Genomic DNA, 24,676 nt, shown 5'->3' with positions numbered 1-24,676 from the left:
GAGACGGCTGTACGACGACGCCGGACGGGCTTGGCCTTCCCTCGGGAAGTCAAGCCCGTCCGGCGTTGTCACAGGCGGCGCCTATCGTGGCAGGGGAGAGCGCTGGGACGCAGCGGGACCGGGGACAGAGCGATGAGCGGGACGGGCGTGACGGGCATGACCACGGATGTGAGCACGGGCGGGGCCGCCGCCGCGACCGAGAGCGAGGCGCGGCGCACCCTGCACCGCGTCTTCGGCTACGAGGCGTTCCGCGGCGAGCAGGAGGCGATCGTCGACCACGTGGTGGCCGGCGGGGACGCCGTCGTGCTCATGCCCACCGGCGGCGGCAAGTCCCTGTGCTACCAGATCCCGGCCCTGGTCCGGCGGGGCACCGGCGTCGTGATCTCCCCGCTGATCGCCCTCATGCAGGACCAGGTCGACGCGCTGCGGGCGCTCGGCGTGCGGGCCGGTTTCATCAACTCCACGCAGGACTTCGACGAGCGCCGCTCGATGGAGGCCCAGTTCGTCGCGGGCGAGCTGGACCTCCTCTACCTGGCCCCGGAGCGGCTGCGGCTGGACTCCACGCTGGCGCTGCTGGCCCGGGGCGAGGTCTCCGTCTTCGCGATCGACGAGGCGCACTGCGTCGCCCAGTGGGGCCACGACTTCCGCCCCGACTACCTCGCCCTGTCGGTCCTCGGCGAGCGCTGGCCCGACGTGCCGCGCATCGCCCTGACGGCCACGGCGACGGACGCCACGCACCGCGAGATCACCCAGCGGCTCTCCATGCCCGGCGCCAAGCACTTCGTGGCCAGTTTCGACCGGCCGAACATCCAGTACCGGATCGTGGGCAAGGCCGACCCGAAGAAGCAGCTGCTCGCCTTCCTGAAGGAGGAGCACGCCGGGGACGCGGGCATCGTCTACTGCCTCTCCCGCGCGTCCACGGAGAAGACCGCCGAATTCCTCTGCCGCAACGGCATCGAGGCCGTCCCCTACCACGCGGGGCTCGACGCCGGGACGCGCGCGGCCCACCAGTCCCGCTTCCTGCGCGAGGAGGGCCTGGTCGTCGTCGCGACGATCGCCTTCGGCATGGGCATCGACAAGCCGGACGTCCGCTTCGTCGCCCACCTCGACCTGCCGAAGTCCGTCGAGGGCTATTACCAGGAGACCGGCCGGGCCGGCCGCGACGGCGCCCCGTCCACGGCGTGGATGGCGTACGGCCTCCAGGACGTCGTCCAGCAGCGCAAGCTGATCCAGGGCGGCGAGGGCGACGAAGCCTTCCGCCGCCGGGCCGCGGCGCACCTGGACTCGATGCTGGCCCTCTGCGAGACCGCCCAGTGCCGCCGCGCCCAGCTCCTCACGTACTTCGGCCAGGAGCCGGCCGCCGCGACCTGCGGCAACTGCGACACCTGCCTCACCCCGCCGGAGACCTGGGACGGCACGGTGGCCGCGCAGAAGCTGCTGTCCACGGTGGTGCGGCTGAAGCGGGAGCGCGGCCAGAAGTTCGGCGCGGGCCAGATCATCGACATCCTGCTCGGCCGCCGCACGGCCAAGGTCATCCAGTTCGACCACGACCAGCTGTCGGTGTTCGGCATCGGCGAGGACCTGTCCGAGGCGGAGTGGCGCGGTGTGGTCCGCCAGCTCCTGGCCCAGGGCCTGCTGGCCGTCGAGGGCGAATACGGCACGCTGGTCCTCACGGAGGCGAGCGGCGCGGTCCTCGGCCGCGAGCGCGAGGTGCAGCTGCGCAAGGAGCCGAAGAAGCCGACGGCCTCCCGGTCGTCGTCGTCCGCCCGGGGCGAGCGCAAGTCGAAGGCGGCAGCCGCCGCCGACCTCCCCGAGACGGCCGTCCCCGTCTTCGAGGCCCTGCGCGCCTGGCGCGCCGCCCAGGCCAAGGAGCTCGGCCTCCCGGCCTACGTGATCTTCCACGATGCGACCCTGCGCGAGATCGCCACGGTCCGCCCGGCGACCCTGGGCGAGCTGGGCGGCATCAGCGGCCTGGGCGAGAAGAAGCTCGCGACGTACGGGGAGGGCGTCCTGGAGGTCCTGTCGGGCCTCGACCCGGCCGAGGCCCCGGCAGTCGCGGAGCCTGCGGCCGTCCCGCCCCCGGCCCCCGCCGAAAAGCCCGCCCCCGCCCCGGCCGCCCAGGCAAGGCCCGCCCCCGCCGCCTCCCACGACGACGCCGAGTTCGGCTGGGACGAGGAGCCCCCGGAGTACGAGTGAGGCGGCCGGGTCGCGCGGCGGGTCTACTGGGGGTCCGCCGCTCGGCGGCGCGAGACGATCGCGGTGAGGTCCAGTTCGACCGGGAAGGGCGCGGACACCTTCATGCGGTCGTGGAAGATCCCGGTGGAGGTGTACGCGCCGGTCGCGGGCTCCAGCTCGAAGACGTACACCACCGGGCGCCCGTTCTGGTTCTCCACCCGCCAGTAGTGCGGGATCTTCGCCCGCGCGTACTTCACGGGCTTTGTCTCCCGGTCGCGGGTGACGGAGTCGTCGGAGACGACTTCGATGGCGAGTAGAACGCTCCCCGCGGGGAATCGGGTCTGCCGCAGGCTTTTGACGGCGTCGGCGCGCACGACGACGACGTCGGGCTCGGGTCGGTTCTGGAAGTCGACGTCGATGGTGAACTCCCGGAACACCTCCAGGTCGACGGGCGCGACGGACTGCAACTGCCACTTGAGGTAGTCGATCGCGCGCTCGTGGAACACGGTCTGCGGACTCACGAAGACGAGGCTCCCGTCGATCAGCTCCGTGTGCGGAGGCAGATTCGGGAGTGTGTCCAGGTCATCGGCGGTCCAGCCGCCCACGGGCGGGACCGCCCACCGCGGCTCCGGGGCCTCGGGGTCGACGCTCATCAGTGCTCCCATGGACGGAGTCTCGCGGAGTTTTCAGCGTATCCGCCGGGAACCGGAAGCGGCTCCCCTGAACGTGCGAACGACTCACGCGCCCTTGACCGCCATCCCCCGCCCCGCGTAAGCCCGCACATCCGCGTCCGGGTCCGCCACCGCCCCCGCCAGCGCCTCCCGCACCCCGGGGGCGCCCCCGTGACGCAGCAGCGCCAGCACCGCCGCCTTGCGGACGTCCGCGTTCGGATCGGACAGGGCGGCGGCCAGCGGGGGCACCGCGTCGGCCGGTGAAGCCGAGGTCAGCCCCCTCGCCGCCCCCGCGCGGACCTGCCAGGCCGGGTCCGTCAGGGCGGCCACCGCGCGGTCGGCGTACGCAGGCGGGCAGCCCGTCTCCGCCAGCGCGCCCAGGGCCGCCGCGCGGACCAGCGCGTCCGGGTCGTCCAGGAGCGGGGCGAGCGGGGCCGGAGCGGGGGAGCGGACGGCGGCCAGGCCCTTCGCCACGGCGACGCGGACCTCACGGGCCGGGTCGCCCGCCGCGCGGGAAAGGCCCTCCACCGCGTCCACCGAGACCAGCGCGCGCACCGTCTCGACCCGGACGCCGGGGTCCGGGTCGCCCAGCGTGCCCGCGTACAGCTCCGCGTCGCCCAGCCGCAGCGCCCGCAGGGTGTCCAGCGCGGCGGCGCGGACCACCGCGTCGGCCGAGGAGAGCGCGGCCACCAACGGGGTGCGCAGCTCCGGGGACGGCGGCAGGACCTCGACCAGTTCGCGCAGGGACGCCGCGACGGCCGCGCGCACGGCGGCGGACGGGTCGCCCAGGGCCGTGGCCAGCGCGGGGCCCGCGCCCGGCGGAGTGGACTCGGTGAGCGCGGCGACGGCGGCCCGGCGGACGGCGGGGTCCGGGTCGTCCAGATACGGGGTGAGCGACGCCAGCTCCGGTTCGCCCTCGCTCAGGGCCAGCAGCTCCAGGATGCGCGGCGAGGTGGAGACGGCCGGTTCGGCGGCCGCTGCCACGGGGGTCCGCGCCGACACCGACACCGGTGCCGCCTCCCGCGCCCCCGCCGTCCCCACCCCCACCGGCTCGACCGCGCCGATCCGCCGGACCGGGCCCCCGGCCGGGACGAAGCCCTCCACCGGGACCAGGTACGGCGCCACCGGGCGCGCCGTGAACTCCATCGTCCCGGACGCCGACTTGTACAGGTCCAGGTGGTGGAACCAGTCCGCGTCGTCCCGCTCCGGATGGTCCGTCCGCTCGTGGTAGAGCCCCCAGCGGGACTCCGTGCGGGCGAGCGAGGAGCGCGCGGCCATCTCCGCGCAGTCGCGGATGAACGACACCTCCGCGCACCGCATCAGCTCGTGCGGGGTCTTCGCGCCCATCTCCGCGAGGTCCGTCCGCATCCGTTCGAAGGACTCCAGGGCGATCGACAGCCGGGCCCCGGACTTCGGCGGGGCCACGTAATCGTTCACGAAGCGGCGCAGCTTGTACTCGACCTGGGGCTGCGGCGGCCCGTCCGGATTGCGCAGCGGGCGGTAGATCAGTTCGTGTGCCGCCCGCAGCTGGTCGGCGGGCAACTCGCCTTCGTACGCCGTGAACCGGGCCGCGTCCTCGCCCGCCAGGTCGCCGAAGACGAACGCGCCGATCATGTAGTTGTGCGGCACGCACGCCAGGTCACCGGCCGCGTAGAGCCGGTCCACCGTGGTGCGGGCGTGGTCGTCGACGCGGACGCCGGACGCCGAGTGGCCGCCGCACAGGCCGATCTCGGAGATGTGCATCTCGATGTCATGGGTGCGGTAGTCGTGACCGCGCCCCGCGTGGAACGTGCCGCGCGTCGGACGTTCCGTGGAGTGCAGGATCGTTTCCAGGGCGCTGACGGACTCCTCCGGCAGATGGCTGAGCTTGAGGTAGACCGGCCCCCGGTCGGAGGCGACCTCCGCCGCGAACTCCGCCATCATCTGCCCCGACCAGTAGTCGGAGTCCACGAACCGCTCGCCGTGCCGGTTGACCTGGTAGCCGCCGAACGGATTGGCGACGTACGCGCAGGCCGGGCCGTTGTAGTCCTTGATCAGCGGGTTGATCTGGAAGCACTCGATGCCGGTCAGCTCGGCGCCCGCGTGGTACGCCATGGCATAGCCGTCACCCGCGTTGGTCGGGTTCTCGTACGTGCCGTAGAGATAGCCGGAGGCCGGCAGGCCGAGGCGGCCGCAGGCGCCCGTCGCGAGGATGACGGCGCCGGCGCGGACCGTGACGAACTGCCCGGTGCGGGTGTTGAAGCCGGCCGCGCCGATCGCCCGGCCGTCGTCGCCGGTGAGCACCCGCACCGGCATGACCCGGTTCTCGATGCGGATGCGTTCCCGCATCTCGCGCCGCCGCAGCTGCCGGTAGAGGACCTTCTTGACGTCCTTGCCCTCGGGCATCGGCAGGACGTACGAGCCGGAGCGGTGGACCTGCCGGACCGCGTACTCGCCGTGCTCGTCCTTCTCGAACTTCACCCCGTACGACTCCAGGCGCCGGACCATGCCGAAGCCGCGTACCGCGGTCTGGCGGACGGTGGACTGGTCCACGATGCCGTCGTTGGCGCGGGTGATCTCGGCGACGTAGTCGTCGGGTTCGGCGCGGCCCGGGATCACCGCGTTGTTCACGCCGTCCATGCCCATGGCGAGCGCGCCGGAGTGGCGGACGTGCGCCTTCTCCAGGAGGAGGACGGAGGCGCCGTGCTCGGCGGCGGTGAGGGCCGCCATCGTGCCGGCCGTACCGCCGCCGACCACCAGCACGTCGCAGGAGAGTTCCTCGGCGTCCGCGAGGGCGGGGATCTGCACGGGGGTGCCTTTCAGGAGAGGGGGGTGAGGGATTCCAGGACCTCGCGGCGCAGCGCGACCGTCACCGGGTCGGTGTGGGCGGCCCGTTCGCGCGGGCGCGGCACCGGCAGGACCCGGCCGCCCGGCAGCAGCGCCACCCGGTCGCCGAGGAACAGCGCCTCGTCCACGTCGTGCGTCACGAACACCACTGTGGCGCCGCTGCCCCGGAGCACGTCGACCAGGAGCTGTTGCATACCGGCCCTGGTCTGGGCGTCCAGCGCCCCGAACGGCTCGTCCATCAGGACCGCCCGGGGCCCCGCCGCGAGCGCCCGGGCCAGCTGCACGCGCTGGCGCTGCCCGCCGGAGATCCGGTGCGGCAGCTTCCCCGCGTGCTCGGCGAGCCCGACCCGGGCCAGCCACTCGACGGCCCGGGCCCGCCGTTCGGCGCGTCCCACGCCCCGGATGGTGAGGGGCAGTTCGACGTTGGCCCGGACCGTGCGCCAGGGCAGGAGCGCGTCGTCCTGGAAGACGAGGGCCCGTTCGGCGCGTGGTCCGGTGACGGGCGCGCCGTCCTCCGTGACCTCGCCGCCGAGCGGGGGGAGCAGCCCGGCCAGGGTCCGCAGCAGCGTGGACTTCCCGCAGCCGGACGGGCCGACGACGGCCAGAATCTCGCCGGGCACGACATCGAGGTCGATGCCGTCGAGGACGGGTGCCCCGGCCCGGCCGAGTGTGGCGCCGCGCAGCGTGAGCCGCAGTCCTCGCGTGGTCGTCGTCTCCGTCATGAGCGCACCCGTTCCCGTGCCGTGCGGACCGAGGGGGCGGCGGTCGCCGCCGCTGCGGGGCGGCGGCGCGCGGGGGAGGCCGGGCGGCCCTCCGCGCGCGGCAGCCAGCGGGTCAGCCTGCGGCCCAGGAGCTCCACAGCGGTGGAGGTGAGCCAGCCGAGCAGGCCGATGGTGGCCATGCCGACGAAGACCCCGGGGTAGTCCACGACCGTGTAGTCCTGCCAGGTCCGGTAGCCCACCCCGTACTCGCCGGAGATCATCTCGGCGGAGATCACGCAGATCCAGGACACCCCGATCCCGACGGACAGGCCGCCGAGGATGCCGGGGAGCGCGCCGGGCAGCACCACGGACCACAGCACGCGCCGCCGTCCGCCGCCCATGGTCAGGACGGCCTCCTCCCACACCGGGGTCAGCGCCCGCACCGCGTGCCGGGTGGAGACCATGACCGGGAAGAAGGCGGCCGTGCACGTGATGAAGACGATGCCCTGCTCGTTGCTCGGGAAGAGCAGGATCGCGACCGGGACCAGCGCGATGGCCGGGACGGGCCGCAGCACTTCGAGGACCGGGCCCAGCAGATCGGCGGCGATGCGGGAGCGGGCGACGGCCGTGCCGACGGTGACCCCGAGGACGGCGGCCAGCGCGAAGCCGGTGACGATCCGGGTCAGGCTGTCGGTCAGGTCCTGCCAGTACGCGTCGCCGGAGACCCGGTCCGCGAACGCGCGGCCGACCTCGGTCACCGTCGGGAACTGCTCGAAGCGCAGCCACAGACTGATGTCGTACGTGGTCAGCGCCTGCCACAGCCCGACCGCCGCGACCAGTGAGAGCACCCGCCGCACGGGGGACCAGCGCCCGGTCATGACGCGGACCCGGCGCGTTCCAGCGCGTCGGCGTAGGAGACGGTCCGGGCGCCGGGGTGTGCCGCGACATCGGCGCGGGCCGCCGACTCGGTGACGTAGGGCCGCAGTTCCCCGCCGTCCGCGACCCACACCGCGCGGTCCGCGAACCACAGCGTGCCGGTCTTCGTGTCGGGGACGTATGCCGCCCGGACCGTGTCCCGGTGCGCGGCCACGTACCGCAGCACTTCGGCGGAGGTGGTGAAGGCCGTGGTGGCGTCCTTGCCCTTCGGCCACACCTCTCCGCCGCGCCGGGCGGGCGGCCCCGCGGCGAGGGCCTTCGCATAGCCGGAGCCGTACACCCGCTTGACGTACCGGTCGTCCACGAAGGCGTCCACGTCCACGTCGCCGACCAGCTTCGCCGAGGCCAGCACCGGGACGTCCTTCTTCAGGGCGGCGATGAGCGCGGGCTTCAGCGTGGTGTCGAAGGTGGCGATACCCTGGGCGCCGTTGTAGAGGTGGACGACCTCCGCCGGGAGCCCGGTGGCCTTCGCGACGGACTCCGAGGCGGCGACGGGGTGTTCGTGGAGATAGTCCGTCGCCCGGCCCTGGGCGCGCAGGAAGTCCTCCACCACGGCGGACCGCTTCTCGGCGAAGTCCTCGCGGACGGTGACCCCGTGGAAGGTCGGCAGGTTCAGTTCGGCGCCGTCGTACAGCGCCTTGGCCCGGCCCTGGAAGGCGAGCAGCCCCGGCCAGGCCACGAACTGCGACAACGCGTCCGCGCTGCCCGCCTGGAGCGCCGAAGCCCCCACGGCAGGCTGCTGGTTGAGCTTGCGGATGTCTTTCTCGGGGTCGAGCCCGGCCCGCTGCAGAGCGCGTACGAGGGTGCCGTCGGCGGCCGATCCGACGCTCGTGGAGACCTTCTTGCCGCGCAGGTCCGTGAGCGTGCGGAGCTTGGAACCGGGCTCGGTGACCACGGTGTTGAGTCCGCCCGACAGGTTGTAGCCGGTGACCGAGACGAGCCGGGTGGGGCGCTTCAGCTGGACGCCCCGGGCCGCGTTGATCAGCAGCGGGAAGTCGCCCATCGAGCCGATGTCGATCTTTCCGGCGGTCATCTGGGCGGTGATCGGGGCGCCGGTGGCGTAGTCCTGCCACTTCACCTCGTACGTGACGCCGTCCCGCTCGCCGCGTTTGCGCAGCTCGTCCTCGAAGTAGCCGAGGGACCGCAGCAGGGTGCCCGCGGTGACGGTGTTGATGGTCCGGGACTGGTAGCCGACGGTCACCGTGACGGTGCCGCGGTCGTCCGCGCTCGCCCCGCCGCCGCAGCCCGTGGTGAGCGTGAGGAGCAGCGCGGCACCGGCCAGGGCGCCGGGTGCTGTGCGTCGCATGGTCGGGGGCCTTTCAGCGCAGGAGATAGGGCATGTTGACGGTGACCGCCCCGGTGGGGCAGCGGGCGGCGCACGGGCCGCAGTACCAGCACTCGTCCACGTGCATGTAGGCCTTGCCGCTGTCCTGGTGGATGGCCAGGGAGTCGAGCGGGCACATGTCGACGCACAGGGTGCATCCGTCGATGCACTTGGACTCGTCGATGGTCACGGGCACGTCGGCCCGCTGGGGCGCCAGAGGCATGGCGGGGCTCCAGGGAAGGGTGTCGAAGGGGGCCGGCAGGAGGCTCAACAGGCCCGTTGCAGCACGCCGTTCATGCTGATGCGGTCGCCGCGGAAGCGGATGAACTCCAGGTCCACGGGCCGGCCGTCGGCGAGCCTGGTCAGCCGCTCCAGCATCAGGACGGCGGAGCCGCGCGGGACCTCCAGGACGGCGGCGGAGTGCGCGTCGGCGTTGACGGCCTCCAGGGTGATGTCGGCGTCGCCCAGCCGCTGCCCGGTCAGGGACTCCAGCAGCCGGAACACGTCGGTGTTCTCCAGGTCGGCGCCGAGCAGCCCGGCGCCGACGTCCATCGGGACGTAGGTGAGGTCGAGGGAGAGCGGCAGCCCGTTCAGCAGGCGGCGGCGCTCGATGTAGAGCACGTCGGTGTGCTCGGCGAGCCCGAGCCGCCGGGCGGCCGGGGCCGGGGCGGGGACGGGCCCGACGGTACGGACCTCGTTGGTGACCCGGCCGTGCTCGCGCAGGGTCTCCGCCAGACCCCGGAGCCGGTCGAGCGCGTGCGGGTACTTCTCGGCGACGACGACCGTGCCGACGCCCGGCTGCCGCTCGACCACGCCCTCGCCGCGCAGCAGGTCGAGGGCCTGGCGCACGGTGTTCCGCGAGACGCGGTAGTCGCGCCCGATGGTGTCCTCGTACGGCAGGACACCGCCGGGGAACGCGCCCGTGCGCACCTGGTGGCGCAGCAGGTCGGCGAGGAGCCGGGCGCCGTCCGCACGCAGCCGGCGCCGGCGGGCGGCGGCGACGGGCACGGTGTGCTCGCGGGTGCGTTCGGCTGGCATGCGGTGGACCATACCGACGGGGTACGGGAGTTGGTGTTGCCGCAGTGTTGCGCCATCAACGGGCCCCGGCGGGACGCCCGTGACCTGCGGTGACGCGGGCGGCCGGGGAAGATCCGCCACCTGCGGGTCCGCCATGCGGACGGCGCCCGGCCGTCCCCGCCCGGGTCAGGCCGTCGGCACGACCCGCCCCGAGACCTCGCCCAGGCCCACCCGCGTGCCGTCCGGGCCCGGGGCCCAGGCGGTGATCGTCACCGTGTCGCCGTCCTCCAGGAAGGTCCGCTTGCCGTCGGGGAGTTCCAGGGGGTCGCGGCCGTTCCAGGTGAGTTCGAGGAGGCAGCCGCGCTGGGACGGCTCGGCGCCGCTGACCGTGCCCGAGGCGAAGAGGTCGCCGGTGCGCAGCGAGGCGCCGTTGACCGTCATCTGGGCGAGCTGCTGGGCGGCCGTCCAGTACATCGTGGAGAACGGCGGCTCCGCGACGACCTGCCCGTTGATCGCGACGGAGATCCGCAGGTCGTAGCCGCCGGGCTCGTCCTCGTCCGCGTCGTCCAGATAGGGGAGGAGGGGGAGGTCGCGGGCGGGCGGGGCGGTGCGGGCGGCGTCCAGGGCCTCCAGCGGGGTGACCCAGGCGGAGACAGAGGTCGCGAAGGACTTGCCGAGGAACGGGCCGAGCGGGACGTACTCCCAGGCCTGGATGTCGCGCGCCGACCAGTCGTTGAGCAGCGAGAGCCCGAAGACGTGCTCGCGGAAGTCCGTGAGGGCGACGGGCCTGCCCTGCTCGGACGGGGTGCCGACGACGAAGCCGACCTCCGCCTCGATGTCCAGCTTCACGGACGGGCCGAAGACGGGCGCCGGGTCGCCCGGTGCCTTGCGCTGGCCCGCCGGGCGGACCACATCGGTGCCGGAGACCACGACGGTCCCGGCGCGGCCGTGGTAACCGATCGGCAGGTGCTTCCAGTTGGGGGTGAGCGGCGCGTCCGCGTCGGGCCGGAAGATCTGGCCCACGTTGGTCGCGTGGTGCTCGCTCGCGTAGAAGTCGACGTAGTCCGCGACCTGGTAGGGCAGATGCATGGTGACCGCGTCCAGCGGGTGCAGCAGCGGCTCCATGTCCGCGCGGTGCGCGGGGACCGTGACCCACGCGGTCAGCGCCCGGCGCACATCGCGCCAGGCGGTGCGCCCGGCCGCGAGCAGGGCCGTCAGGTCGGGCTGGGCCAGCAGCCGGGCGTACGGCGAACCGAGGGCGAGCGCGGCGGCCCCGGCGTCCAGGACGTGGTCGCCGATGCGGACGCCGACGCGCCGCTCGTCCGGGCGGTCGGGGGTGGAGAACACGCCGTACGGAAGGTTGTGCGGGCCGAAGGGGTCGCCCTCGGCCACATCGAGCGGACTGCTCTGCTCGGGCATCGGTCGCTGCCTCGCTTTCCGGGTCGCTTGGGGACAACGTTACGTCGGGAGGACTGCCGGGCGGCAGTGCCCCAACCATCCCCAATGCCCCGGAAAGTACGCCTCACATGCGGTGTCACCCGGAGGTTCGCGGGATGCTCTTCTCCCAGGTCCGGTGGAAGACGACCTCGCCGCCCTCGGTGCACACGACCTCGTTGACGGTGTGGAAGGCGTCCGCGTCGGCGGTGATCTCGGAGCGGGTGTCGATCTGCACGTCCCAGGCCATCTCCGGCCGGTGCAGCCGGATCGTCCAGTCGGACCGGGTCCGCGCGGAGAGCGGGTCGCCCTCCTGGACGGTGTACGTCTCCACCGCGTCCTCGGTGAATTCCAGCCCGTCCGGGTAGACGCGCGTGCCGCCGTAGCGCGGGTCCACCTCGAGGCGCCATTCGCCCTTGGCGACATCGCGGACGACGAGCCGTTCGGGGCGCGGCGCGTCCAGCGTCTCCGGGTGGACCACGCCCAGCGGTTCCGACTGCTCGGGCTCCTCGAAGCGGATGGCGGGGCCCTCGGTGTGCCGCCGCACCGGGAGCTCGACGAGGCTGCCGTCCGCCTCCAGGGTGAAGCCGGCCGAGCCCGCCTGCGGCCAGATCCAGGGCCAGTACGAGGACGAGACGGCGAGCCGGATGCGGTGGCCGGGCGGGAAGGTGTGCCCGATGCCGTTCAGCTCGAAGGTCACGTCCTCGGTGGCGCCGGGGGTCCAGTCCTCGGTGCGGTCGCGGCCGTTCCGGGCGGCGAGGTTGAGCGCGCCGCGCGTGACGAGGGTGGAGGAGCCGTCGGGCGCGACGTCGCAGAGCCGGGCGATGGCCTGGCCGCGCGGCACGTCCATCCTGATGCGCAGCTTCACCCGGGGGCGGCCCAGGATCTCGATCGGCGCGTCGGCCACCGGGAATTCGAAGCAGACCGACTTGGCGTCCTCGTCGCGCTGGTCCGGCGGCAGGTCGGCGTCGTTGCCGAAGGGGAAGAACCGCCCGGCGTCCAGCCCGGTCTGCTGCGGTGAGCGGACGGTCTGCGGCCCGCCCTGGAGGGCGTACGCGACCGGGGTGACGTTCTCCGAGGGCCAGCTGGTCTCGCCGACCCAGCGGCCGGGCAGCGTCTCGTACACCGTGGCGGGCCGGTGCGACTCGCTGATCCAGGACCGCAGCAGCGGCTCGGCCATCACCCCGGTGTCCTCGTCCTTCAGGTGCTGGTCCCACCAGCGCAGGGTCTCCTGGAGGAAGCCGATGCCCGGTCCGGGCGGCAGCCCCCGGTCGGGGTACTGGTGCGACCAGGGGCCGATGATCCCGCGCACCTTCGCCGGGTCCAGGTGCTCGACCAGCCGCAGGACGGTGTCCCGGTACGGGTCGTGCCAGCCGCCGACCGCGAGGACGTTCGCCTTGATCGCGGAGTAGTCCTCGCAGACGCTGCCGTGCTTCCAGTAGGCGTCGCGGGTCTGGTGGGAGAGCCAGGTGTGGATGAAGGGGTCCACGGCTTCGAGCCGGTCCAGCCACATCTGCCGCCAGTCGTCGCCGACGTCCGCCGGGTCGGGCGGCCGGCAGACGAAGGCGAGCATGGTCGCCGCCCAGGCGTGCATGTCCACGGCGAGGACCGAGCCGCCCATGTAGTGGACGTCGTTGTCGTAGCGGTCGTCCGCCGAGCAGACCGTGACGATCGCCTTCAGCGGCTCCGGGGCCAGTGCGGCGATCTGGAGCGAGTTGAAGCCGCCCCAGGAGATCCCGAACATGCCGACCCGCCCCGAGCACCATTCCTGCTGGGCCAGCCAGTGGACGACGGCGACCCCGTCCGCCAGCTCCGTCGCGTCGTACTCGTCGCCCGGCATGCCCTCGCTGTTGCCGTGGCCGCGCACGTCCACCCGGACGGAGGCGTAGCCGTGTCCGGCGTACCAGGGGTGGCGCTGCCAGTCGCGCGGCGCGGTCCAGTCGCTCAGCCGGTACGGCAGGTACTCCAGCAGCGCGGGCACGGGTTCGTCCGTGACCGGCCGCCAGATCCGGGCGTACAGCTGGGTGCCGTCCGCGAGCGGGATGTAGAGGTCCTCGCGGGTCGTCTCGTAGGGGAACGCGGTCTGGATGTGCATGGACGTACCTCAGTGGACGGGGTGCATCGTGCGCCTGAGCCAGGGGGCGGCGGCGATGACGGCCACACCGGCCGCCACCGCCACGGCGCCGTTGACACCGAAATAGGCGGGGTTGGACACCTCGCCGTACAGCTTCACGATCTGGGCCTGGATGCCGTTGGCGAGGGCCAGCGAGAGGAACCAGAGGGCCATGGTCTGGCTGGCGAACGCCTGCGGGGCGAGCTTGGTCGTCGCCGACATGCCGGAGGTCTCCAGCAGGATGTCGCCGAGCCCGAGCAGCAGATAGGAGCCGACGATCCACCAGGCGGCCATCTTGTACGTGTCGCCGGTGTGCCCGGAGGTGGGCAGGACCATCAGCAGGAACGAGAGGCCGCCGAGGATGACGCCGATCGCGATCTTGTTGGACGCGTGCGGCTGACGGGGCCCCATCTTCGCCCAGACGGCCGCGACCACCGGGGCGAGCAGCACCTCGAAGGCGCCGAGCGCGGAGGCGTACCAGCTCGCCGGGAAGTGGAAGCCGAAGATCTCCGTACGGGCGTTGGTCGACGCGAGCAGCATCATCGTCGAGTACGCCTGGAAGAGGATGAAGTTGAACACCACGGACGCCAGGAACAGCACCACGTACGGACGCAGCCTGCCGCGCTCCTCGGCGGTGACCCGGGGGCTGCGGAACATCACCACGAAGTAGACGACGGGCGCGATCACCGAGATGAGGGTGAGCACGTCCACGAACCGGTCCATGGTCAGCCAGCCCGCCAGGGCCAGCGCGGTCGCGACGGCCGCCACCACCACGGCCCCGACGACGATCAGCAGGACCGCCCGGCGCATGGGGCCGGGGGCCAGCGCGTATTCGGCGGCGTGCTTTCGCCCGGCCAGGTGACGGCGGCCCGCCACGTACTGGATGAGGCCCAGCGTCATGCCGAAGGCGGCGGCCGAGAAGCCCCAGTGCCAGCTCGCGTGGTCACCGAGCCAGCCGGTGATCAGCGGTCCCAGGAACGCGCCGATGTTGATGCCCATGTAATAGAGGGCGAAGCCCGCGTCCCGGCGCTCGTCGTCCGTGCGGTAGAGCTTGCCGACCATCGTCGCCACATTGGGCTTCAGCAGCCCCGTACCGGCGCTGATCAGACCGAGGCCGACCCAGGTCATCGCGTCGGTGGGCACCGCCATGGCGTAATGCCCGCAGGCGATCAGGATGCCGCCGTACAGCACCGCCCGGTACGAGCCCAGGATGCGGTCGGCCAGCCAGCCGCCCGCCACGGACACCAGATAGACGAGCGTGCCGTACGCGGCGGAGACGGAGGCGGCGGTTCCGGCCTCCATGCCCATGCCGCCGTGGGCGACCGTGTCCGCGAAATAGAGGACCAGGATCGCCTGCATGCCCAGGAACGAGAAGCGCTCCCAGACCTCCAGGCCGGACAGGGTCATCAGACCCCGTGGCTGGCCGAAGAAGGCGTGGTCGTCGGCCGGGGGCGGCTGCGCCGGTTCGGTGTCTGCTGCTGCGTGGGACAAAACGGCAACTCCTGATCGTATGAGCTGATCCCGAACATACCGGCGGTGGCGGGAAGGCGCCCACGGTGATCCAAAGGGGACCGGATACGCTGACTTGAGTGGTGACAACGACACATCGGCATTCCGTGTGATCGTCAGCAGACAGGAGATCCCCTCGTGACCGTCGTCGGGCCGTTCGGACTGAGCGTGCGGGACCAGGCTCTTGAGGCCGGTGTCCAGGCCGGTTTGGCTGCTGTCGAGTCGGGGCTGCTCGATGCCACCAAGAGCGACGTGCCGTTCATCACAGAGGCCGCCCAGCACCTGGTGCGCGCGGGCGGCAAGCGGTTCCGGCCGCTGCTGGCGATGCTCGCCGCCCAGTTCGGCGACGCCGACGCGCCGGGCGTGGTGCCCGCGGCGGTGGTGGTCGAGCTGACCCACCTGGCGACGCTCTACCACGACGACGTCATGGACGAGGCCGATGTGCGGCGCGGCGTCGACAGCGCCAATTCCCGCTGGGGCAACTCGGTCGCCGTGCTGACCGGCGACTTCCTCTTCGCGCGCGCCTCGCACATCCTGGCCGACCTCGGCCCGGAGGCCGTCCGCATCCAGGCGGAGGCGTTCGAGCGCCTGGTCACCGGCCAGATCCTGGAGACCGCGGGCCCGCGCGACGGCCGCGACCCGGTCGATCACTACCTCGAAGTGATGCGCGGCAAGACCGGCTCCCTGATCGCCGTCGCCTGCCGGTTCGGCGCGATGATGGCCGGCGCCGACGAGTCCACGGTGGACATCCTCACCCAGTACGGTGAACGGCTCGGCGTGGCCTTCCAGCTCGCCGACGACGTCCTGGACATCGCCTCGGACTCCCACGAGTCCGGCAAGACCCCCGGCACGGACCTCCTGGAGGGCATCCCGACCCTCCCCGTCCTCCACCTCAGGGCGCAGGCCGCGGCGGACGGCAAGCCGGACGACCTGGCCCTCGTGGAACTGCTCGACGGCGACCTCGGCGACCCGGACCGGCTCGCGGAGGCCCTGCGCCTGCTGCGCGCCCACCCGGCGCTGGCGCAGGCCCGCCGCGACACCGTCCGGTACGCCCAGGAGGCGCGGGCCGTGCTGAAGCCGCTGCCCGAGTGCTACGCGAAGCTCGCCCTGGAGGAGATGTGCGACGCGGTGGTCCACCGCGCCGGCTGACGGGCCCGGGGACCCACCGCCCGTGAGTGAGGGCCCAACCCCTACTGGTCGGCGGAGGAATGGCCCTCCGCCGTCATACCGAAGAGGTATACGAGGTTGCTCCCGGGGGCTGACGCTTCGGGCCGCCCGATTTGGTCAGATGGAGAACAACCACTCCTGACCGAAACGGGCGAGAATGGCGGCACGGAGTGGACCAGTGCATCCCGACGGAAGCCGCCGACCACGGAGGTAGGGCACACATGGCACCGAACGACAGCGCGGAGACCAACGGCACGGCCGTCCGGGGGCCCGCCGGCCGCCGCAGGGCCGCGCGCTACATCGTCCCCGTCGCGGTGGCGGGGGCGGCGGCGGCGACGATCGGCCTGGTCCCGGCGCTCGCCAGCTCGGGCGACCCCGATCTGCCGAAGATCACCGCTCAGGAACTCATCGAGAAGATCGCCGCCTCGGACACCGAGCAGTTCTCCGGCACGGTGAAGATCAGCACGGACCTCGGCATCCCGTCCATGGGCGGTCTGGCCGGCTCCTTCCTGTCCGGCGCGGCCGAGGGCGGCGAGGGCGGGAAGGGCGCGTCGAGCGCCGATCCGCAGAGCAGGCTCACCGAGCTGGCCTCCGGCACGCACACCCTCCGGGTGGCCGCCGACGGCCCCGACAGGCAGCGCCTGTCCGTCCTGGACCAGGCGTCCGAGTACAGCCTCATCCACAACGGCGACGAGGTCTGGGCCTACGACAGCGGCTCCAACGCGGTCTATCACGCCGAGGGCCGGGGCGAGGCCCCCCACGGCAAGGACCGGGCCGCCCCCGAGGGCGTCCCGTCCACGCCGAAGGAGCTCGCCGAGGAGGCGCTGAAGGCCGCCGACGGCACCACGTCCGTCACGGTGGACGGCACCGCGCGGATCGCCGGGCGCGACGCGTACCGCCTGGTCCTGAAGCCCGAGCAGAAGGGCTCCACGGTCGGCTCGGTCACCATCGCCGTGGACGCGGAGAACGGCGTGCCGCTGAAGTTCACGCTCCAGCCCAGCAGCGGCGGCAAGGCCGTCGTGGACGCCGGTTTCACCTCGGTCGACTTCGGGAAGCCCGCCGCGTCCTCGTTCTCCTTCACCCCGCCCAAGGGCGCGAAGGTCACCGAGGCCGACGACGCGAAGGCCCACGAGAAGCCGCTGGGCGACCTGCCCGAGTTCGAGGACGCGCAGGGCGCCGCCGCTCCGGAGATCATCGGCAAGGGCTGGAACAGCATCGCCGAGTTCAAGACCCCCGGCGGCGCGGCCCTGCCCTCGGAGGCGTCGAAGGACGTCCCGGCCCAGGCCCAGCAGTTCCTGGACGCGCTCGGCGACAAGGTCAGCGGGAAGTTCGGCTCGGGCACGGTCTTCAAGACCCGCCTGATCAACGCGCTGATGACGGACGACGGCCGCGTCTACGTGGGCGCGGTCACCAAGGACGCGCTGGTCGCCGCCGCGAACGCGGGCTGACGTCCCTCCGCCCCGCCCCGCCGGGCTCCGCGCGCGGCGGGGCGGGGCGCGCCCGCCCGACCCAGTGGGGAGCACGCATGGCAGGGCCCGACGCCGAGCCCATCGGGCGGCCCGGAGCACCCGGCACCGCACCCGTCATCGAGACGCGCGGGCTGACCAAGCGCTACCGGGGCGGCCAGCTCGCCGTGGACGGGCTGGACCTCACCGTCCCGGCCGGCAGCGTCTTCGGCTTCCTCGGGCCCAACGGCTCCGGCAAGACCACCACCATCCGGATGCTCATGGGCCTCATCGCGCCGACCTCCGGCACCGCGAGCGTCCTCGGCCGCCCCATGCCGGACGCCTCGCGCACCGTGCTCCCCGAGGTCGGCGCGCTGATCGAGGGGCCCGCGCTGTACGGGTTCCTGAGCGGCCGGGACAACCTCCTGCGGTTCGACCGGGCCGACCCCACCGCCGATCCGCGCACCCGCACCGCCCGGGTCGGCGACGCGCTGGAGCGGGTCGGGCTCGCCCCGGCGGCCGGCAAGAAGGCCCGGGCGTACTCGCTGGGCATGAAACAGCGCCTCGGCCTCGCCGCCGCCCTGCTCCGGCCGCGCCGGCTGCTGGTCCTGGACGAGCCGACCAACGGCCTGGACCCGCAGGGCATGCGCGAGATCCGCGCCCTGGTCCGGGAGGTGGCGGCGGACGGCACCACGGTCTTCCTGTCCTCCCATCTCCTGGACGAGATCGAGCAGGTCTGCTCGCACGCGGCGGTGATGGCCCGGGGCCGCCTCCTCACCCAGGGCCCGGTCGCGGGCCTGGCCACGGGCGGCCGGCTGGCCGTCACCACACCGGATGCGGCGGACGCGGCGCGGGTGCTGAAGGAGCAGGGCGTCACGGGGATCACGGTGGACGGCGACCGGGTCCTGGCCGACGCCCCGCCGGGCACGGTGGAACCGGCCGATCTCAACGCGGCGCTGGTGCGGGCGGGCGTCCGGGTGCGCGCGTTCGGCGTGGAACGGGCTTCGCTGGAGGACGCGTTCGTGGCGCTGACGGGAGAGGGATTCGATGTCGCGAGCTGAGGGGGCGGCCGGGGCCGCCGGGAAGCCGGCCGCGGAGGCCGTCCGCGAAGAAGTCGTCCGCGAAGGGGCCGTTCGGGAAGGGGCCGCTCGCGAAGGGGCCGTCCGTCCGGGAGCCGAGGGGCCCGCCCGCACGGACGCCGCCCGCAGCCCCCTGTGGACCTTCGGCATCCTCCGCTCGGAGTTCGTCACCACCCTGCGCCGCTGGCGCACCCTCGCGCTGCTCGGGGTGCTGGCCGCCGTTCCGGTCCTGATCGGGATCGCCGTGCGCATCGAGACGGCGGACGGTTCCCCGGCGGGGGCGGGCGGCGGTGCGGGCGGGCCCGCGTTCCTGTCCCAGGTGACCAACAACGGGCTCTTCCTGGTCTTCGCCGCGCTCGCCGCGACGCTCCCCGTCTTCCTGCCCATGGCGGTCGGCGTCATCGCGGGCGACGCGGTCGCGGGCGAGGCCGGCGCGGGGACCCTGCGCTATCTGCTGGTCGCCCCGGCCGGACGGACCCGGCTGCTGCTCGCCAAGTACGCCGCCACGCTCGGCTTCTGCCTGGTCGCGACGCTCGTCGTCGCCGCGTCCGCACTGGCCGTGGGGGCGCTGCTGTTCCCGGTGGGTGACGTCACGACGATCTCGGGGACGACGATCGGCTTCGGCGAGGGCCTGGTGCGGGCGGGGGTCGTCGCGGTCTTCGTGGCGGTGTCCCTGACCGGCTTCGCGGCACTCGGGCTGTTCATCTCGACCCTGACGAACAGCGGGATCGCGGCCATGGCGGCGACGGTCGGGGTGCTGATCACGGTCCAGATCGTGGACACCATTCCCCAGCTGAGCGGGGTCCATCCCTACCTCTTCCCGCACTACTGGCTGTCCTTCGCGGACCTGCTGCGGGAGCCCGTCTACTGGGACGAGCTGCTGAAGAACCTCGAACTCCAGGCGCTGTACGCGGCGGTGTTCGGCTCTGCGGCCTGGGCCCGGTTCACGACGAAGGACATCACGGCCTGACCGGGAGTCGCGCCCGTACCGTCGGCCGGCGAGCCGTCCCCCGATCGGCTCGTCGCGGCACGAACGGCACGAACGGCGCGGAAACCGATGGAACGAGCCGACACGGTACGTTCCGTTTCCGCGAAAGCATTGTTCGACTTGTAGCGACTCACTGTCAATAACGTTTGGCTCAAACAGTCCTATGCTCACCGAATGACCACACCGCCGAGTTCACTGCGCAGGAGCGAAAGCTCACGCAGGGCGATCCTGCAAGCCGCCCTCGACCTCTGTACGGAGCGGGGCTACGGGCGGGTCACGGTCGAGGCGATCGCGGCGCGGGCGGGCGTGAGCAAGAAGACGATCTACCGCTGGTGGCCGTCGAAGAGCGCGGTGCTGCTGGAAGCCTTCACGGAGATGCTGGTGTCGGCGACCCCGTTCGTGGACACCGGCGACATCGCGAAGGACCTGCGCACCCACCTGACGGGCGCGGTGAACGTCCTCGCCGTACCCCCCTTCGGCCCGGCCTACGCGGGCATCCTCTCGGAGCTCCACCACGACGACCAACTGGCTGAAACGGTTCGCACACAGCTCATCGACCCCCGCTTCCAGGAGGCGGTCGGCCGCCTGCGCAGCGCCCAGGACCGGGGCCAGATCCCGCCGGACGCGGATCTCGACCTCGCGGTGGAGATGCTCTACGGGCCGCTCTACTACCGCCATGTGCTGCGAAAGCCGATGCAGGACGCGGAGGACGTCGGAAAGCTGGTGGACCATGTGCTGCGGGCGCTGGGGGCCACGCCCGAGCGCTGAGGCTCATCCGAAGACGCGCTCCAGGACGACCGCTATCCCGTCCTCCTCGTTGGACAGCGTGACCTCGTCGGCCGCCGCGCGCAGCTCGGGGTGGGCGTTGCCCATGGCGACGCCGTAGCCGCAGCTGCGGAACATCGGCAGGTCGTTGGGCATGTCGCCGAAGGCGATCGCGCTGCGCGGGTCCACGCCCAGCTCCTCGGCGGCGAGCGCGATCCCGGCGCCCTTGTCGATGCCGTACGGCTGGAGCTCGACGGTCCCCGGTCCGGAGTGCGTCACCGTGGCGAGGTCCCCGACGACCGCGCGGGCCTCGGCGGTCAGCGCCTCGTCGCTCAGCTCCGGGTGCCGGATGAGCACCTTGATCACCGGCTCGGCCCACAGCTCGTCGCGGTGCCGGGTGCGCTGCGCGGGCAGCGTGGCGTGCGGCAGCCGGTAGCCGGGCTCGATGAGGGTGCGCCCCTCGGCCCCGTCCTGGTCGACGGCGGCGAAGACCTGGCCCACCTGGGCCTCGATCTTCCCGAGCGCGGTGCCGGCCGCCTCCCGGTCGAGCGTGACGGCCCGGACGGTGCGCCGGGCCCCGGCGTCGTAGACCTGCGTGCCCTGCCCGCAGACGGCCAGCCCCTCGTACCCGAGCCCGTCCAGCAGCTCCCGCACGCCGGGCACGGGGCGCCCGGTGACGACCAGGTGGCGGGCACCGGCCGCGCGGGCCAGGGCGAGCGAGGCGCGGGTGCGGGGGCTGACGGTGTCGTCGCCGCGCAGCAGGGTGCCGTCGAGGTCGGTGGCGACCAGGGCATATGCGGGTGGGATGGGCATGGTGGCAAGCGTAGGCGCCGTATTCGGGAGTCCGGCCGGGAGTTGTGGTGGGGCGGGGGCGTGAGGTAGGGGGCGAAAAGTTGGACAACTAGGGTTGTCGAATCGCATTCCGACAACTAAAGTTGCGGGCATGGAGAACTCTGGGGAGATCGAGGGCGCGGTGACGGGTCAGGACGACGTGGACCGGGTGGCCCTGGACGCGGCGCTGCTGGAGGCGCTGAATCCGGTGGCCGCGTCCCTCCGGGCGCGGGCGACGGGGCTGCCGCCGGACCGGATGTGGGCGGCGGAGCCGGTAGAGGTGTCGCTGTCCGTCCTGGCCGCGTGGAAGGTGGTGGACGAGGAGGTCAGGCGGCTGACCGCGATAGCCGCCCGGACGGCCGGCTCGTACGGCGCGAGCTATGAACGGCTGGGTGCCGCCTGGGGGATCACCCGGCAGGGCGCCCGCAAGAAGTGGCCGGACGCGGTGGGGAAGCGGCGCGAGGGGAGCACGCTGGAACTGTTCGGCGGGAGGGCCGAGTTGAGCTGGGACGAGGTGCCGGGGGGCTGGTGCTGGTCGGGCCGGGGCGCCGACGGTACGGACGACGCGGGGCGCGCGTTCCCGACGAAGGAGGAGGCGGCGGCGCACGCGGGGGCGTTCCTGAAGGAGCACGCGGAGTAGGGCGATTCGGCGGCGAGTCGGCCTCCTCGCGCGGTGAGTCCAGGGCAGGCGGGTGTCACGGAGCGCCTCCGGGGGCTGCTCGGGCAGGGACTCGTGCCCGTCCGTGCGCAGCAGCATGCCGGGGTCGGGTTCGACGTACTCGTCGGGCGGTGCCGCCATGTGGAAGCGCTCGGTGCGCGGGAGGACGACCTCCACGAGCCGGCCCTCCTGGAACATCCACAGCCCGAAGCAGTCGTCGTCCTGGTCGCGCAGAAGGACCTGCACCGTCAGCGGATCCGGCCACGGCAGCGACTCCAGGTGCCTGAGCAGGCCCTTGCGGGCACGTACCTTGTCCAGTTCCGGGGGCCACCCGATCCCGTAGTCCCAGTGCCCCACGATCGGAACGAAGCGGCCCCGCCACGTTCGTTCCGGATCGTCCTTGGTCAGGGGTTCCATTGCTTCGTGCGCCCGGCGGGCGAGCACGATGACCTCGGCGTCTCTGCTCATGGCGGAGTAGTGCCGCGTCCGCCTGTTCCGCCGCAACGGATTTGCCGACCGGCCGGCGTGCGGCGAGATCTCACGGGACCACGAGGACGACCTTGCCCCGGTTGGCCCTGTTCTCGATCGCGGCGTGCGCGAGGGCCGCGTCGGCGAGCGGGTGGGCCGCGTGGACGGCGGGGCGCAGGCTGCCCTCGGCGTGCAGCGCCCACAGTTCGGCGATCCATTGGGCGTAGAGCGCGGGCCGGGTCCGGGCGATGTGCGCCACCTGGAAGCCGATGACCGACGTGCCGCCGACGAGGAGGTCGTAAGCCTCGATCGTGCCGCCGCCCGAGCTGTAGGCGACGAGCCGGCCGCCGGGGGCGAGTGCGCGGACGGCCCGGGGGAGGAGATCGCCGCCGACCGCGTCCAGGACGATGTCGCAGGGTTCGCCCCAGCTCTCGTCGGTGTACGTCACCACCTCGTCGGCCCCGAGCGACCGCACGAAGTCCGCCTTCGCCGGATCGCCCACGGCCGCCACGACCCGGGACGCGCCCCGGAGCCGGGCGAGCTGGAGGGCCAGGTGCCCGACCCCGCTCGCGGCGGCCGTGACGAGGACCGACTCGCCCTTCTCGGGCCGGGCGGCCTCCAGGACCCCGAGCGCGATGGCGCCGCTGCGGACGAGCGCGACGGCGTCCTGGGCGGTGGCCCCGGCGGGGATGGCGGACGCCATCGTCTGGTTCAGCAGGGCGTACTCGGCGTACGCATGCCCGAAGCAGAGGCCGGTGACCCGGTCGCCCACGGTGTGCGCGCTCGCGCCGTCCCCCAGCGCCGCCACCTCCCCGGCGATCTCGCCGCCGAGCGGGATGGGCTCCCGGCTCTCGCGGACTTTTCGCACGACTGGGAGGGTGACGCCGACCGCCTGGACCTTGACGAGGAGTTCGCCGGGGCCGGGCGCGGGAACGGGCGCGTCCTCCTCGAACAACACCTCGGGCCCGCCGCTGTGTTCATACCGAATGCGCCGCATGGTGATGACCTCCGACCGACCGGGTTCGTTGGGAATCCCAACGGTAAGCTCAAAGTCGTGGGGAAGTCCAACGATTCCTGGATACGATGCGAGGCATGGCAGACAAGGCAGCAGCCACGACGGCCCCGAGCCGCATCCGCCCGCTCCCGAGCTGGCTCCTGGGCCGGGCGGCGGCGCGCGGCCGGTCCTTGGTGGCGGATGCGCTGGCCGGGCACGGCATGAAGATGTGGCACCACGTGGTGCTCGCGGCGGCCGAGGACCTGGAACCGGTCGCCCAGGCCGACCTGGGCCGCGCGGTCGCGCTCGACCCAAAGGACCTGGTCGGCATCCTGAACGACCTTCAGGAGGAGTCCCTGATCGTCCGCGCCCCGGACCCGAAGGACCGCCGCAAGAACGCGGTGAGCGTGACGGCGGCGGGGCGCCGCCGCCTGGAGGAGTGCACGGCGGCGGGCGACCGGGCCAACGCGGAACTGCTGGCTCCGCTGAACCCGGACGAGCGGGCCCGGTTCCTGGACATGCTGCGCCGGATCAGCGGACTCGACCAGACACCGCTCTGATCTCGCGGCACGGGGATCGGAACGGTGCCGCGTAGGTCAGCGGGCGGCCTCCGACGGCTCGTACCAGAGGCTGGCCATCGGGGAGCGGGTGGTCCAGCCCAGAGAGGAGTAGAGCGCCTGGCCCTCGGGCGTGCCGACCAGGAGGCCGGTCCGCGCGCCGGCTTCGTACGCGGAGCTCTGAAGCGTACGCATCACCAGGCCGCCGAGGCCCTTGCGCCGGTGCTCGGCGGCGGTTTCGATCTGGTCGGCCACGGCATGGCTGCCCACCTGGGCCATCTGTCCACGGGCGGCGAAGTGCCCGGCCTGCGTGCGGACCAGCACACGGGTGACGCCGCCCCGGGTCCAGTTGGTGAGCGTGTAGCCGGCCGGTATCTCGTGAGGCTCCGGTGCCAGCGGGCGGGTCATCAGGTAACCGGGGACATCGCGCTGCCAGCCCGGCCCGAGCCAGGGCAGGACCGCCTCGTCCTCGGCGAACAGCTTCAGCCACGTCCCGGGCGCGCTCGTTCCGGCGACGATCTTGCGCACATCGGCCTCGGTGGGCTCCGGCACCACGTGCCGGGCGACGTGACGGGGCTGCCCGACGTCGATCGTCCACCCCCACGGCTCGCAGACCGGGTCGGAGGCGCCCCGGGACTCGATCCAGCCGTCGATCCACATCCGCACGAGCTCACTGATCCCGATGTCCGACATCGCCGCCTGCCCCCCTGGGCTGTAATAGTTACTCGCGTCGAGTGAACCTTACGCAATGAGGGCGTGGCTCGCCACGGAGGGGGGCAGGGGGGCGATCTCAGCTCAGGACAGGTCCCGGGCCGGGCTGAACCCGTCACGCTTGAGTCCCGCGACGAAGGCGGTGAACGCTCCGGCGTGGAGGGCGAGGGCGGGCCCGTCCGGGACCTTGGAGTCCCGGACGGGGATGGTGCCGGTGGTGGCGACGAGGTTGGTGGCGACCTGGACGCAGGCGCCGCCGTTGTCGCTGTACGAGGAGGTGTACCAGCGGGGGGTCTCTGTCGCCACG

The 24,676-nt window shown here is 72.9% G+C and carries 22 protein-coding genes; 8 read left to right on the top strand and 14 right to left on the bottom strand.

All coding sequences use genetic code 11. The features are described 5' to 3' along the window. Nucleotides 1–156 precede the first annotated feature (156 nt). Nucleotides 157–2,196, top strand: a complete 2,040-nt coding sequence (gene recQ / locus FKN01_RS14620; RefSeq protein WP_143620612.1) for a DNA helicase RecQ — start codon at nucleotides 157–159, stop codon at nucleotides 2,194–2,196. A gap of 23 nt (nucleotides 2,197–2,219) precedes the next feature. On the opposite strand, the gene FKN01_RS14615 is transcribed toward recQ, so the two are convergent. From FKN01_RS14615 to FKN01_RS14570, 10 genes are all read right to left on the bottom strand, one after another. Next, on the bottom strand, nucleotides 2,220–2,828 hold the full coding sequence (locus tag FKN01_RS14615; RefSeq protein ID WP_143620610.1) for a Uma2 family endonuclease: 609 nt from the start codon (nucleotides 2,826–2,828) through the stop codon (nucleotides 2,220–2,222). An 84-nt stretch (nucleotides 2,829–2,912) separates the two neighbouring features. Continuing rightward, entirely contained in the window at nucleotides 2,913–5,633 is a 2,721-nt protein-coding gene (locus FKN01_RS14610; RefSeq protein WP_143620418.1) for a fumarate reductase/succinate dehydrogenase flavoprotein subunit, read from the bottom strand. 11 nt (nucleotides 5,634–5,644) lie between these two features. After that, nucleotides 5,645–6,394: an ABC transporter ATP-binding protein gene (locus FKN01_RS14605; protein ID WP_143620416.1), complete on the bottom strand. Its 750-nt coding sequence runs from the start codon at nucleotides 6,392–6,394 to the stop codon at nucleotides 5,645–5,647. Beyond that, entirely contained in the window at nucleotides 6,391–7,251 is an 861-nt protein-coding gene (locus tag FKN01_RS14600) for an ABC transporter permease (RefSeq protein ID WP_143620414.1), read from the bottom strand. Before FKN01_RS14600 ends, FKN01_RS14605 begins: the two co-directional genes overlap by 4 nt. Then, nucleotides 7,248–8,615 carry an ABC transporter substrate-binding protein gene (locus FKN01_RS14595; protein WP_143620412.1) on the bottom strand — a complete coding sequence of 456 codons (1,368 nt, stop codon included), beginning with the start codon at nucleotides 8,613–8,615 and terminating at the stop codon, nucleotides 7,248–7,250. The genes FKN01_RS14600 and FKN01_RS14595 overlap by 4 nt, the downstream gene beginning before the upstream one ends. Before the next feature lie 13 nt (nucleotides 8,616–8,628). Beyond that, a complete protein-coding gene (locus FKN01_RS14590; protein WP_018101329.1) occupies nucleotides 8,629–8,856 on the bottom strand; it encodes a ferredoxin family protein in 228 nt (75 codons plus the stop codon). A gap of 44 nt (nucleotides 8,857–8,900) precedes the next feature. Beyond that, nucleotides 8,901–9,671 (bottom strand): GntR family transcriptional regulator, encoded by a 771-nt coding sequence (locus tag FKN01_RS14585; protein WP_260696883.1) that lies wholly within the window; start codon nucleotides 9,669–9,671, stop codon nucleotides 8,901–8,903. A gap of 165 nt (nucleotides 9,672–9,836) precedes the next feature. Next, nucleotides 9,837–11,069 carry a fumarylacetoacetase gene (gene fahA, locus FKN01_RS14580; RefSeq protein WP_143620408.1) on the bottom strand — a complete coding sequence of 411 codons (1,233 nt, stop codon included), beginning with the start codon at nucleotides 11,067–11,069 and terminating at the stop codon, nucleotides 9,837–9,839. Nucleotides 11,070–11,184: 115 nt separating this feature from the next. Beyond that, nucleotides 11,185–13,179: a CocE/NonD family hydrolase gene (locus FKN01_RS14575; RefSeq protein ID WP_143620406.1), complete on the bottom strand. Its 1,995-nt coding sequence runs from the start codon at nucleotides 13,177–13,179 to the stop codon at nucleotides 11,185–11,187. A 9-nt stretch (nucleotides 13,180–13,188) separates the two neighbouring features. Next, on the bottom strand, nucleotides 13,189–14,688 hold the full coding sequence (locus FKN01_RS14570; protein WP_143620404.1) for a peptide MFS transporter: 1,500 nt from the start codon (nucleotides 14,686–14,688) through the stop codon (nucleotides 13,189–13,191). Nucleotides 14,689–14,844: 156 nt separating this feature from the next. Here FKN01_RS14570 and FKN01_RS14565 point away from each other — a divergent pair, with 156 nt between their 5' ends. From FKN01_RS14565 to FKN01_RS14545, 5 genes are all read left to right on the top strand, one after another. Further along, nucleotides 14,845–15,855 (top strand): polyprenyl synthetase family protein, encoded by a 1,011-nt coding sequence (locus FKN01_RS14565; protein ID WP_143620402.1) that lies wholly within the window; start codon nucleotides 14,845–14,847, stop codon nucleotides 15,853–15,855. 239 nt (nucleotides 15,856–16,094) lie between these two features. After that, nucleotides 16,095–17,321 carry a sigma-E factor regulatory protein RseB domain-containing protein gene (locus FKN01_RS14560; RefSeq protein ID WP_143620400.1) on the top strand — a complete coding sequence of 409 codons (1,227 nt, stop codon included), beginning with the start codon at nucleotides 16,095–16,097 and terminating at the stop codon, nucleotides 17,319–17,321. 77 nt (nucleotides 17,322–17,398) lie between these two features. Then, complete coding sequence (locus FKN01_RS14555) at nucleotides 17,399–18,379, top strand: ABC transporter ATP-binding protein (protein ID WP_143620398.1); 981 nt, start codon at nucleotides 17,399–17,401, stop codon at nucleotides 18,377–18,379. Beyond that, nucleotides 18,366–19,367, top strand: coding sequence for an ABC transporter permease (locus tag FKN01_RS14550; protein WP_260696882.1), 1,002 nt, complete (start codon nucleotides 18,366–18,368; stop codon nucleotides 19,365–19,367). The genes FKN01_RS14555 and FKN01_RS14550 overlap by 14 nt, the downstream gene beginning before the upstream one ends. A 192-nt stretch (nucleotides 19,368–19,559) precedes the next feature. After that, a complete protein-coding gene (locus tag FKN01_RS14545) occupies nucleotides 19,560–20,153 on the top strand; it encodes a TetR/AcrR family transcriptional regulator (RefSeq protein WP_143620397.1) in 594 nt (197 codons plus the stop codon). 3 nt (nucleotides 20,154–20,156) lie between these two features. Here FKN01_RS14545 and FKN01_RS14540 read toward each other — a convergent pair whose 3' ends face one another. Further along, nucleotides 20,157–20,963, bottom strand: a complete 807-nt coding sequence (locus FKN01_RS14540) for an HAD family hydrolase (RefSeq protein ID WP_143620395.1) — start codon at nucleotides 20,961–20,963, stop codon at nucleotides 20,157–20,159. A 130-nt stretch (nucleotides 20,964–21,093) separates the two neighbouring features. On the opposite strand from FKN01_RS14540, the gene FKN01_RS14535 reads away from it, so the two are divergent. Next, nucleotides 21,094–21,621 (top strand): hypothetical protein, encoded by a 528-nt coding sequence (locus FKN01_RS14535; protein ID WP_143620393.1) that lies wholly within the window; start codon nucleotides 21,094–21,096, stop codon nucleotides 21,619–21,621. 556 nt (nucleotides 21,622–22,177) lie between these two features. Here FKN01_RS14535 and FKN01_RS14525 read toward each other — a convergent pair. Further along, the gene (locus tag FKN01_RS14525) at nucleotides 22,178–23,104 is read right to left on the bottom strand and encodes a zinc-binding dehydrogenase (RefSeq protein WP_143620391.1); all 927 of its coding nucleotides are present in this window, start codon (nucleotides 23,102–23,104) and stop codon (nucleotides 22,178–22,180) included. A gap of 86 nt (nucleotides 23,105–23,190) precedes the next feature. Here FKN01_RS14525 and FKN01_RS14520 point away from each other — a divergent pair, with 86 nt between their 5' ends. Further along, nucleotides 23,191–23,661, top strand: coding sequence for a MarR family winged helix-turn-helix transcriptional regulator (locus tag FKN01_RS14520; protein WP_143620389.1), 471 nt, complete (start codon nucleotides 23,191–23,193; stop codon nucleotides 23,659–23,661). A gap of 36 nt (nucleotides 23,662–23,697) precedes the next feature. On the opposite strand, the gene FKN01_RS14515 is transcribed toward FKN01_RS14520, so the two are convergent. Together FKN01_RS14515 and FKN01_RS14510 are read right to left on the bottom strand one after the other, a co-directional pair. Next, complete coding sequence (locus tag FKN01_RS14515) at nucleotides 23,698–24,351, bottom strand: GNAT family N-acetyltransferase (protein ID WP_143620387.1); 654 nt, start codon at nucleotides 24,349–24,351, stop codon at nucleotides 23,698–23,700. Nucleotides 24,352–24,453: 102 nt separating this feature from the next. Next, nucleotides 24,454–24,675, bottom strand: a complete 222-nt coding sequence (locus tag FKN01_RS14510) for a DUF397 domain-containing protein (RefSeq protein WP_143620385.1) — start codon at nucleotides 24,673–24,675, stop codon at nucleotides 24,454–24,456. Nucleotide 24,676: the final 1 nt, after the last annotated feature.

The sequence above is a fragment of the Streptomyces sp. 130 genome, from assembly GCF_007096885.1.
Lineage (GTDB): Bacteria > Actinomycetota > Actinomycetes > Streptomycetales > Streptomycetaceae > Streptomyces.
This window is presented reverse-complemented; position numbering and strand designations above follow the sequence as displayed.